The sequence below is a fragment of the Natrinema soli genome (assembly GCF_028618695.1).
Map to the genome: position 1 here is coordinate 1 of NZ_JAQIVI010000202.1, position 9,913 is coordinate 9,913.

The 9,913-nt window shown below is 63.4% G+C and carries 14 protein-coding genes and 1 pseudogene; 9 read left to right on the forward strand and 6 right to left on the reverse strand.

The genetic code is table 11. From position 1 onward, the window contains the following. The coding region (locus PGX04_RS13145; RefSeq protein WP_273738913.1) for an amidase family protein at positions 1–334 on the reverse strand (334 nt) is incomplete at its 3' end. Between the two features lie 2 nt (positions 335–336). Further along, positions 337–615 carry an Asp-tRNA(Asn)/Glu-tRNA(Gln) amidotransferase subunit GatC gene (gene gatC / locus PGX04_RS13150; RefSeq protein WP_098727167.1) on the reverse strand — a complete coding sequence of 93 codons (279 nt, stop codon included), beginning with the start codon at positions 613–615 and terminating at the stop codon, positions 337–339. 66 nt (positions 616–681) lie between these two features. On the opposite strand from gatC, the gene PGX04_RS13155 reads away from it, so the two are divergent. The 3 genes from PGX04_RS13155 (at position 682) to PGX04_RS13165 (ending at position 2,136) form a co-directional block, all read left to right on the forward strand. After that, a complete protein-coding gene (locus PGX04_RS13155) occupies positions 682–909 on the forward strand; it encodes a hypothetical protein (protein ID WP_273738914.1) in 228 nt (75 codons plus the stop codon). 60 nt (positions 910–969) lie between these two features. After that, positions 970–1,095, forward strand: coding sequence for a hypothetical protein (locus PGX04_RS13160; RefSeq protein WP_273738915.1), 126 nt, complete (start codon positions 970–972; stop codon positions 1,093–1,095). A 96-nt stretch (positions 1,096–1,191) separates the two neighbouring features. Further along, complete coding sequence (locus PGX04_RS13165; protein WP_273738916.1) at positions 1,192–2,136, forward strand: alpha/beta fold hydrolase; 945 nt, start codon at positions 1,192–1,194, stop codon at positions 2,134–2,136. Here PGX04_RS13165 and PGX04_RS13170 read toward each other — a convergent pair. The 3 genes and pseudogenes from PGX04_RS13170 to PGX04_RS13180 all read right to left on the reverse strand — a co-directional run. Next, a pseudogene (locus PGX04_RS13170) lies at positions 2,129–2,404 on the reverse strand (DUF2249 domain-containing protein); the annotation flags it as partial. The gene PGX04_RS13165 and the pseudogene PGX04_RS13170 sit on opposite strands and share 8 nt — an antisense overlap. Positions 2,405–2,500: 96 nt before the next feature. Continuing rightward, positions 2,501–2,734: a DUF2249 domain-containing protein gene (locus PGX04_RS13175; RefSeq protein ID WP_273738917.1), complete on the reverse strand. Its 234-nt coding sequence runs from the start codon at positions 2,732–2,734 to the stop codon at positions 2,501–2,503. Between the two features lie 224 nt (positions 2,735–2,958). Then, complete coding sequence (locus PGX04_RS13180; protein ID WP_273738918.1) at positions 2,959–3,168, reverse strand: DUF2249 domain-containing protein; 210 nt, start codon at positions 3,166–3,168, stop codon at positions 2,959–2,961. A gap of 135 nt (positions 3,169–3,303) precedes the next feature. Here PGX04_RS13180 and PGX04_RS13185 point away from each other — a divergent pair, with 135 nt between their 5' ends. The 6 genes from PGX04_RS13185 to PGX04_RS13210 all read left to right on the forward strand — a co-directional run bounded on the left by PGX04_RS13185 (position 3,304) and on the right by PGX04_RS13210 (position 9,373). Then, positions 3,304–3,981 carry a helix-turn-helix domain-containing protein gene (locus PGX04_RS13185; protein ID WP_273738919.1) on the forward strand — a complete coding sequence of 226 codons (678 nt, stop codon included), beginning with the start codon at positions 3,304–3,306 and terminating at the stop codon, positions 3,979–3,981. Between the two features lie 429 nt (positions 3,982–4,410). Further along, the gene (locus tag PGX04_RS13190) at positions 4,411–6,057 is read left to right on the forward strand and encodes a 4Fe-4S ferredoxin N-terminal domain-containing protein (RefSeq protein WP_273738920.1); all 1,647 of its coding nucleotides are present in this window, start codon (positions 4,411–4,413) and stop codon (positions 6,055–6,057) included. Next, complete coding sequence (gene nrfD, locus PGX04_RS13195) at positions 6,054–7,406, forward strand: NrfD/PsrC family molybdoenzyme membrane anchor subunit (protein ID WP_273738921.1); 1,353 nt, start codon at positions 6,054–6,056, stop codon at positions 7,404–7,406. Before PGX04_RS13190 ends, nrfD begins: the two co-directional genes overlap by 4 nt. After that, positions 7,403–7,714, forward strand: a complete 312-nt coding sequence (locus tag PGX04_RS13200) for a hypothetical protein (RefSeq protein WP_273738922.1) — start codon at positions 7,403–7,405, stop codon at positions 7,712–7,714. Before nrfD ends, PGX04_RS13200 begins: the two co-directional genes overlap by 4 nt. Positions 7,715–7,852: 138 nt before the next feature. Continuing rightward, positions 7,853–8,944, forward strand: a complete 1,092-nt coding sequence (locus PGX04_RS13205) for an Mrp/NBP35 family ATP-binding protein (protein ID WP_273738923.1) — start codon at positions 7,853–7,855, stop codon at positions 8,942–8,944. Between the two features lie 102 nt (positions 8,945–9,046). Beyond that, positions 9,047–9,373, forward strand: a complete 327-nt coding sequence (locus PGX04_RS13210; protein WP_273738924.1) for a cupin domain-containing protein — start codon at positions 9,047–9,049, stop codon at positions 9,371–9,373. Positions 9,374–9,389: 16 nt separating this feature from the next. Here the strand turns inward: PGX04_RS13210 and PGX04_RS13215 are convergent. Continuing rightward, positions 9,390–9,913: asparagine synthase C-terminal domain-containing protein (locus PGX04_RS13215; protein ID WP_273738925.1), on the reverse strand; the 524-nt coding region annotated here is incomplete at its 5' end.

Consider the following 9,913-nt stretch of genomic DNA (forward strand, 5'->3'; position numbering starts at 1 on the left):
CGACCGCGGCCGCCGAACCGCCCGAGGAGCCGCCGGGAACGTGCCCCGGTGCGGCGGGATTGTCCGTCGCGCCGAAGTGAGAGGTCTCGGTGGTCGTCCCCATTCCGAACTCGTCCATGTTGGCCTTGCCGACGATGGTCGCACCGGCGTCTTTCAGCCGAGAGACGACCGTCGCGTCGTAGGGCGGGACGTACTCCTCGAGCATCCGCGAGCCGCAGGTCGTTCGAACGCCCTCGGTGGAGATATTGTCCTTGACCGCGACGGTCGTTCCCGCGAGCGGGCCGTCGTCGGCGCCCTCGATCCGCGCGTCCGTGATGAAGATATTCTCCGACATGATCACGAGACGTTGGGGCCCTTGAAGTAGCCGTCCTCGGTTTCCGGCGCGTTTCGGAGCGCCTCCTCGCTGTCGAGCGAGGGGCGTTCCTCGTCCGGTCGCATCACGTTCGCGAGGTCGGCGTCGCGATCGACTTCCGGGACCTCGTCTAGGGTTTCGAAGTACTCGAGGATGTCCGCGAACTGCCCGGCGAACCGGTCGACCTCGTCGTCGTCGAGGTCGACGCGAGCCAGCTCCGCGACGTGGCGGACCTCCTCGGGACTGACGGCGTCGTCGCTCATACGTGTTCGCACCGGCCTCCGGAGAGTAAGGGTTTCGATACCGCCCCACCCCGGGCGCCGAACCGAGTGGACGAAACGGGGGATCGAATCGCCGTCTCCGCGGACGGTATCCGAAACCGGTCGCGCGAGCGACTCGAGTCCGAGCAGCGCCACCCCCTCGAGCGAGATGATCCACGACCGCCAGTCACGGTTCGCATCGCCTCTCTTCGCATCGTCGATCGGACCCTCCGCGTTCGAAACGGGGACGAGACCGCGATTTCAATACGATGTTACCCCGTTCTAATATCGTACTAACCGTGCAGACGATGCGGCTAATAAGTTCATACTCAAGGGAGTTGTCACGGGACGAAACGTATGGATTGCGATAACTGCGAGTCCGACGAGGTTGCGTACACGCTAACGACCTACGTCGAACGCGGCGTCGAGGAGAGCGTCGATCTCCACTTCTGCTCGACCGACTGTCTCCGCGTCTGGACGTGACGACCCGCAGGACCGGATCGAACCGCTCGAAGAGCGAGCCCTGCCGGGACAGTCTTCCCGGATCAACGTGGCGACAGACGGAACAGGAGACATCCCATGGAAACGAACGGACGATCGACGGCGACGGATGCGGAGATCGGGGCCGCGGTCCCGTCGACGGTCGACGCGGATTCGACCCGTCGAACGGTCAACGGGGTCGAGTTACACGTCGTCACCGCCGGCGATCGATCGGATCCGCTGCTCGTTTTGCTTCACGGGTTTCCCGAGTACTGGTACGAGTGGCGATCGCAGATCGCCCCGCTCGTCGACGCCGGCTATCGCGTCCTCGTTCCCGATCAGCGAGGGTATAACCGCAGCGAGAAGCCAGACGGAGTGCGAGCGTACCGAACGGCGGAACTCGCGCGTGACATCGTCGCCCTGATCGCGACCGAGGGGCGGGACGCCGCTCACGTCGTCGGCCACGACTGGGGCGGGATCGTCGCCTGGGATCTCGCCTGTCGGTTCCCCGGAGCCGTCGACCGTCTCGCCGTCGTCAACGCGCCGCATCCGACCGCCTACCGTCGACAGCTGCTCTCGAACCTCGAGCAACTGCGTCGGAGCTGGTACGTCCCCTGTTTTCAACTGCCGTGGCTCCCCGAGTTCGCGTGCCGGTACGACGAGTATCGCCTCCTCGAGCGGGCGCTTCGCGAGACGGCCCCACCGGGAACGTTCAGCGAGACGGCGCTTGCCCGGTACCGGCGGGCCTGGAGCCGGGATCACGCGCTGACCGCGATGCTCAACTGGTACCGGGCGGCAGCGCGATATCCACCGAACCCGCCGATCGACCGCGTCGCCGCACCGACGCTCGTCGTCTGGGGCGAAGACGATACGACGCTCGTCCCCGCACTGGCGGTCGACAGCGCGGCGTTCTGTGCGGAGTGCCGCCTCGAGATGCTGCGGGGAGTGAGTCACTGGGTCCCCCACGAGGAACCTGACCGGCTGTCCGGGTTGCTACTCGAGCACTTCGACGCGGGATCGCTTCCCGTCGCTCGTTCCAGATGACGGTCACGACCTCGTCCGCGAGTTCGGGGTCTCGTACGAATAGCCGCGGTCCTCGAGCTTCGGGTAGCAGGACTGCGGGGCGCGGTCGTTGCACTGGATCAGTACCGTTTCGCCCGGCATATCGACGAGACGCTCGAGGGTCCGATAGAGCGGATCCGGAGGGCGCGGGAGCGGATCCGGAGGGCCGAATGTCCGCACGTCGAGGGCGGCCTCGCGGCCGATCGGCCGGTGCAGCGGTCCGGGCGACGACGGAAGCGAGTGTCTCCATATGTGCCGGCTCGATCCCTCGCCGTCTATCCTTCGTCCCGCACGTATTCGGTCATCGACGCCGTGGGAATAACGGGAGATCTCCGTCAGCCGTGGATCACACGTCCCGCTTCGGGAATCGGGCGACGAACTCGTTGGGGGCGCGTTGCTCGACCTCGTAACCGTCGGCGTCGAAGCGCTCCACTTCGGCCTGGAACTCGTAGAACAGCGGTTTGGGCTCGTGATCGGTGACGATCGTGAGCGTCTCTCCCGGCTCGAGGTCGTCGAACCCGTCGTGGATGGTCGGGTGGCGGTTCATCGGCCGCACGTCTCTGACGTCGAGTTGCGTCATCTAGTTGGGAGTCGGAACGGCTGCCCCGTGGGGGTTCGTGCGAACACGTTCGGCGTGACCGGCCGGTCGCGAGCCGCCGCTGTGCGTTCGACAGTCGCGGCCTCAGTTCAGTCGGCACGGATGTCGGTGTGGACAAATCGGTACGACGGCCGTTCGATGGAACCGCCGTGGTGAGAAAATAGATGTCTTTTAGGCGCGCGTACGTAAGTCAATACAAGGCGGCATCACGCGTACTCGATACGCACACGCCAGAGCTCTCCCTCGCGTTGTTCGCTTTCGTATGCAAATCCACGTTCGTAGAGCGGTACCGGTTCGAACGGTGCGATCAGCCGTTGGTTCCGCTCGAGCCCCTCGAGTGCGGTGACGATATCCTCGAACGAGGGACCGTCGATCTCTCGAACGTCGAGCGTTCGGTCCGCGGATTCGGTCGCCATCGGTCCGTCGTTCGAACCGAGACGGATTGGACGTTCGTCCGAACGTGTTCGCAGGGTTTGATCTTCCCGCGACCCGGGAATTTACGGAACATATTCGTCACCGCCGGTATATAGCTCCGAACGGAACAGGTTCGTATGGCCCACGCAACCCTCACGCTCACGATGCCCGAGTCGATCTGGATTCAGCAGATATCGACGGACTTCCCCGAGTCGAGCTTTCGGGTTCTCGCGGCCGTCCCCGGCTCCGATACCGGTTTCGCCCTCGTCAGAATTGTCGGTTCGGCGGTTCCGGACGTGGTCGAAGCCATGGAGGAACACCCGCAGATCACCGAACTCACGCTCGCCCAGTGGAGCGACGACGAGGCGACGGTTCACTTCGAGACGACCGCTCCCCTCTTGCTGTTCTCCGCTCGAGAGTCGGGGATGCCGATCGAACTGCCGGTCGAGATCGTGGACGGCGAGGCGACGATAGACGTCACCGGCTCCCGCGAGCGACTGGCCGAACTCGCCGAACAGCTCAAGAACTTCGGCCTCCAGTATCGGATCGAGCACGTCCGCGAGCGGCTCCACGAGAGCCAGCTCCTCTCGGACCGCCAGCTCGAGGTGATCGTCGCCGCCGTCGAAGCGGGGTACTACGACACCCCCCGGCGCAGTTCACTGACGGAGCTGGCCGATCGCCTCGATATCGCCAAATCCACGTGTAGCGAGACGCTCCACCGGGCGGAAGAAGCGATCGTCAAGCGGTTCGTCGAAGATATCCCGAGCGTCTCCGACGGAGAAGAACCGTTCGAAGAAACGGCTGCAAGTACGTAATTCGATCCCCTGACGTCGCGCTCCGGTTTGGGACCCCTCTCTGCCGTCCGCGTCGGTAAATGGGCCGCTCCGACGAAAATTGACGGCCGAATGTTGCAGTACCGGGGATCGATTCGAGTGTGAGGCGCGCCGTCGCGCTGGGTGCGACTCGAACTGCGTTATGCGACGGAAATGTACCACGCCGTGACACTTCGCAACTCCGGTCAGAGAACTCTCTCGAGTGGATACGAGACCCGGTTTACGCAACTACTGACTTATACATGCGAACATGATCGGTTCGATTCTCATGGCGTGGAAATCGGCTTACTCCTTCATGCGAGTACGGTTATGAGACGTGGAACGAGGATCCACAAATGAACGATTTCAAGTGCATGCCGTCGAGTACTCTCGGCATGACACCAGCGTCATATACAGAGGTGTTCTGATCTAATGAGCACGGACGACGAATCATTCCACCCGCTCGGAGACGAATGGGAAGGCGAACTCGAGACGATGCTCGACGATACCGAGTACGACAGCCAGCTCGGGATGGACATGGCCCGCGACGCGATGCGGGTCACCAAGGGGGAACTCTCCGAAGCCGACTTCCACGAGAAGTATCACGAGGACGTGATGGAGGAGTTCGGCGAGGACGAGCGACCGACCAAGGAGGCCTACGAGGCGGCCCAGGAGGAGGCGAAGGGGACGTTCTCCCGAATGGTCGACAAGTTCGACGGCGACGGGGATGAAACCCGTCGCGAGACGATGAAGAAGATGGGCGTCGGCGCGGCGGCCGTCGGCCTCGGTGCGTTCGGCACCGTCAGCGACGGTCCCGAGCACAGCATGGCCGAAGGCCCGCGCCAAGAGAGCACCGAGGAGCACGACACCCAGTGGGGGATGACGATCGACCTCGAGCGGTGTGACGGCTGTCTCTCCTGTATGACTGCCTGTACCGAGGAGAACGATCTCGACCAGGGCGTCAACTGGATGTACGTCATGGCCTGGGAGGACGAGACCCACCACGGCCAGGAAGGCTCCGAGTACGACGTCTACACCGACTTCAACATGGGGAGCGATTTCAATATGCTCGTGCGTCCGTGCCAGCACTGCACGGACGCTCCCTGCGAAAAGGTCTGTCCGACGACGGCGCGTCACACGCGCGACAAGGACGGCCTCGTGTTGACCGACTACGACGTCTGTATCGGCTGCCGGTACTGTCAGGTCGCCTGCCCGTACGGCGTCAACTACTTCCAGTGGGACGAACCCGACGTGGCCTACGAGGATATCGACGGCCTCGAGAATCCCGACAATCCCGATCAGATCACGCACGCCGAATACGACCACGCCGAGCGCTGGGTCGACAGTCGCGCACCTCGCGGGACGATGAGCAAGTGTACGATGTGTCCGTCCATGCAGGACGGCAAACAGGGAGAAGAAAAGGTCGGCACGAGTGCCTGTGAGTCGGCCTGTCCGCCGAACGCGATCCAGTTCGGCAACGTCAACGACGAGAAGAGCGACCCGTCCCAGCACCGCGAGCACCCGGTCAAGAGTCGCGCAATCGTCCATCTGACGAACGGCACTGAAAGCAGCAAATCGGCTCCGTCCGCGGACGATATCGACAGCGCCCTCAGCGAGGGCGACGACCTCCAGACCGCGATCGAGCAGATCGAGGGGCTCACTGTGGACATACTCGCCGTCATGAAGGCGATCGATATCGTCAGTGAGGGGACCGAGCCGAGTGACGAGGAGAACAACAGCATCCTCTCGGCCGAACAGGACGTTCTCGCCGCCGTCGAGGCCTTCCAGCAGTACGTCGACCTGACCAGCGAATCCGCACTCGACGAGCTGGGACTCGGCGACGGCAGCGAACAGCAGGCCCAGTTCCGACTCGAGCAGTACACGGGCAACCCGAGTTCGTTCCATCTGCTCGAAGATATCGGAACGAACCCGAACATCACCTACCTCGGCCAACAGCCCGGTCCGGAGGCCCATCAGGTCGACGGGCCGACCGCCTACGAGGACGTCGACCTGCTCGACAAGCGCCAGGAAGACCTCGACGAAGGCACGGTCGGGCACATTGACGGGGTGTCGCTATGAGCACGAAGGAGCCAACGGAAGCGGACATCCTTCGTCCGATCAACACGCTCACGAAGAAGTATTTCATCCTGTACGGTGCCGCGACACTGGGTCTCGTCGCCTTCCTCATCGCCTGGGCGTACCAGCTCCAGCAGGGGCTGATCGTCACCGGCCTCGGCGACTGGGGGAGCGGTGGCGGCTCGACCTGGGGACTGTACATCGGCGCGTTCATCTGGTGGGTCGGTGTCGCTCACGGCGGCATCATCCTCTCGGCCGCCGTCCGCCTGCTCAATATGGACCGGTACATGCCGGTCGCCCGGCTCGCAGAGATGACCACGATCGGCGGCCTCTCGGCCGCCGGCTTCTACATTCTGGTCCACATGGGACGTCCGGACCGGATGGTGACGAGCGTCATCGGCCACTACCACATCACGGTTAACAACTCGCCGCTCGTGTGGGACGTGACCGTCATCACGGCCTACTTCGTGCTGTCGGCGACCTATCTCGGGCTGACGTTGCGCTACGACGTCAACCGTCTGCGTGACGATCTGCCGGACAAGTTCGAACCGGTCTACAAGATACTGACTATCGGCTACAGCGAGAAGGAAGACAAGGTCATCGATCGGATGGTCTGGTGGCTCGCAGCCGCAGTCATCATCATGGCCCCCCTCTTGCTCCACGGCGGCGTGATCCCGTGGCTGTTCGCACTCCTGCCGGCGATGCCCGGCTGGACCGGCGCAATTCAGGGCCCGATGTTCCTCAGTATCGCGCTGATGTCGGCGATCAGCGGCATCATGATCATCTCCTACGCGTTCCGCCGAGCCTACGACTGGGATCACATCATCACCGACGATATCTTCCGGGGACTGCTCCTGTGGCTCGGATTCTTCACCCTGTTGTTCCTGTGGTTCCAGCTGCAGACGATCATCAACGGCGTCTTCCTGGGCCCGACCAACAAGGCGGTCGCGATCGAGGCGAAGATCGCCCACCCGGTCTATCAGGTTGCGATGACGATGATCTTCGGCACGCTCGTGTTCATCTTCCTGCAGGGAATCCGTCCGGCCCTGTTCAGTAAGAAGCGAGCGCTCATCGCCAGCTGTATCATCCTCGCCGGGACCCTGACCGAAAAGATCCTGTTCGTCGTCGAGGGATTCCTGCACCCGACGTTCGACATCTACGCCAACACACCCGGGACCTACTTCCCGAGCGTAATTGAGTGGCTCTCTCTCGTCGGAACGACTGCGCTGGTTGCACTTTTATTCCTCAACCTCTCGAAGCTCGTTCCAGTGGTCGAACTCCACGCGGTCGAACACCTGCGCGGCGACCACGCACACGATGACGAAGTGACCGAACCCGAGGTGGAAGCATGAACCCAGCACTGACAACGATCCCGTCGGAACTCCTGTACCACGGCTACGACGGCACCGCCGGCTTCACCGGCTTCGCCAACGAGGGGACCTGGATCATCTTCGCGGTCATCCTGGTTCCGGTCTACATCATGCTCGCGGCGTGGTTCCTCGGTGAACCCCGCGACACGAAGACCGGACTGCTCGGCGTGAGCTACCTCGTCGGACTGACGACGTCGATGTGGGTCGGGATGTTCATCCTGACGGTCCTGATCGGCGTCGTCTTCTACGGCGGCCCGCCGGAGCCGATCAGCAACGTCGGCCCGCCGTAACCGTCGCCCGTCGCACAACGAACACCGATTTATTTTTCGCGACCGACAACCCGTGAGCGGTGCTGTTCAGCAGTGATTCGGTCCCGAACCATCACACGTATCCCGTTCCACACCCTTCCTCCGACTAACACAGCCACTATGAGCATCACAGAACACGAACTCGAGATCAAACTCGAGGAGGTCGAAGATCCGGACATCGGCGAAGACATCGTCTCGCTCGGACTGGTCAACGACGTCACGATCGACGACGAGACGGCCCGCATTTCGCTCGCGTTCAACGCGCCGTACGCACCCTCCGAGATGGCGATCGGGAATCAGGTCCGCGACGTCATCGAGGACGCCGGCCTCGAGCCCGATCTGCGGGCCCACGTCGGCGAGGAACACGGCTTCGACGACGAGGTCCTCCCGAAAGTGCGCAACGTCATCGCCGTCTCCTCCGGCAAAGGCGGCGTCGGCAAGACGACGGTCGCGGCCAACCTGGCGGCCGGGCTCGAGAAACGCGGTGCGATGGTCGGCCTGCTCGACGCTGACATCCACGGGCCGAACGTTCCGCAGATCCTCCCGCCCGAGAGCGATCCCGGCGTCACGCCCAACGAGGATATCGTCCCGCCCCGCTCGGACGGGGTTCGCATCATCAGCATGGGGATGATGATGGAAGACGACGACGACCCCGCAATCTTGCGCGGGCCGATGGTCAACAAGTTCATGATGAAGTTCCTCGAGGGCGTCGAGTGGGGGCGACTCGATTACCTTATCGTCGACCTCCCGCCGGGGACCGGCGACGCGACGCTGAACCTGTTGCAGTCGATGCCCGTGACGGGCTCGGTCGTCGTCACGACGCCCCAGGAGATGGCGTTAGACGACACTCGAAAGGGGATTCAGATGTTCAACAAACACGACACGCCGGTGTTCGGCGTCGTCGAGAACATGAGTTCGTTTATCTGCCCGTCCTGTGGCGACCAGCACGGGCTGTTCGGGACCGGCGGTGCGGACACCATCGTCGACAAGTACGACGTTCCGCTGCTGGGCGAAATCCCGATCCACCCCGACTTCGGGGCCGACGGCAGCGAGGGGGCGCTCGTCAAGGACGACGACAGCGAGGTCCAGCGCCACCTCGAGGATCTCGTGGGCGAAATCGCCGACCGAATCGGCGAGGCTAACCGTCGCACGGTCTCGGAAAACATCACGCAGGAACCGGCGAACAAGCTACCGACCGAGACGAAAGACTGAGCGCTCGGCCGTCGCGATTCACCGGTCTCTCCGGCCCCGTTCTTTCCGAACCGTTCTCTCTTTCCCCTGCCGTTATAGCGTCGTCCGTCGTATCGAGAAGGGATGCTCGATACGTACGCCGATTCGATCGACGACCTCGAGCCGACTGACGGCGAGATCGAAACCGCGGAACTGATCGTCACCGACGACGTGCTCGTGAAGGCGTTCGCGCTCGGGCCGGGCGCTGCACTCGAGGCCCACGAACACGCGGAGAGCACGAACGTCTTCCACGTGCTCGAAGGGACAGTCACCGTGATTCAGGACGATGAGCGCGAGGAAATCGACGCCCCCGGAGTCGTCCACCACGAGCCCGGTATGGACCACGGTGCGGAAAACGAGACAGACGAGACGGTGATCTTCACTGCGAGCCTCTGTCCGATGCCGTCCTGAGGAACCAGTGATGCAGTCAGTCGGAGCCAGCCCGTGTCTCCTCGTCTTCGAGCAGTGAGACGATGTACTTCCCGACGTGATCGTCCATCCGGCGTTTGTAGTCGGCCTGCCGGGCGAGTCGATCGAGTTCGCGGGCGACGAGGCTGCCGTACTGGACCGCCTTCTTGTCCCTGCTGGCAACCTCGGCTGGCAGGTACCGGGCTGCGACCCGTCGGAACCCGCGTTTTCGTTCGTCCTCGTCGGCCAGTAGCTCGTCCGGCAGTTGGAGCGCCGCCTCGACCACGGCATCGTGAAGGAACGGCGCGACCGGCTCGAGGCCCGTTGCCTCGATCGTCAACACATCTCGCGGAAGCTGGTCGGCGAGGCTTCGGAGCTGCTCTCGAACGGCCCCGCGGACCGTCTCGGCGTCGACCCGATGATCGAGCCGGACGACCTTCTCGTAGCCGCCGAACAGTTCGTCGGCTCCCTGGCCGACGGCGAGCGCGTCGAACCCGTGAGCGCGCCGATGGACGACGACTGATCGGAAGTCCGAATCGCGTC

Coding starts and splice junctions, on each gene's coding strand:
- gatC (WP_098727167.1), bottom strand. CDS start 615: ATGAGCGACGACGCCGTCAGTCCCGAGGAGGTCCGCCACGTCGCGGAG.
- PGX04_RS13160 (WP_273738915.1), top strand. CDS start 970: ATGGATTGCGATAACTGCGAGTCCGACGAGGTTGCGTACACGCTAACG.
- PGX04_RS13165 (WP_273738916.1), top strand. CDS start 1,192: ATGGAAACGAACGGACGATCGACGGCGACGGATGCGGAGATCGGGGCC.
- PGX04_RS13175 (WP_273738917.1), bottom strand. CDS start 2,734: ATGACGCAACTCGACGTCAGAGACGTGCGGCCGATGAACCGCCACCCG.
- PGX04_RS13180 (WP_273738918.1), bottom strand. CDS start 3,168: ATGGCGACCGAATCCGCGGACCGAACGCTCGACGTTCGAGAGATCGAC.
- PGX04_RS13185 (WP_273738919.1), top strand. CDS start 3,304: ATGGCCCACGCAACCCTCACGCTCACGATGCCCGAGTCGATCTGGATT.
- PGX04_RS13190 (WP_273738920.1), top strand. CDS start 4,411: ATGAGCACGGACGACGAATCATTCCACCCGCTCGGAGACGAATGGGAA.
- nrfD (WP_273738921.1), top strand. CDS start 6,054: ATGAGCACGAAGGAGCCAACGGAAGCGGACATCCTTCGTCCGATCAAC.
- PGX04_RS13200 (WP_273738922.1), top strand. CDS start 7,403: ATGAACCCAGCACTGACAACGATCCCGTCGGAACTCCTGTACCACGGC.
- PGX04_RS13205 (WP_273738923.1), top strand. CDS start 7,853: ATGAGCATCACAGAACACGAACTCGAGATCAAACTCGAGGAGGTCGAA.
- PGX04_RS13210 (WP_273738924.1), top strand. CDS start 9,047: ATGCTCGATACGTACGCCGATTCGATCGACGACCTCGAGCCGACTGAC.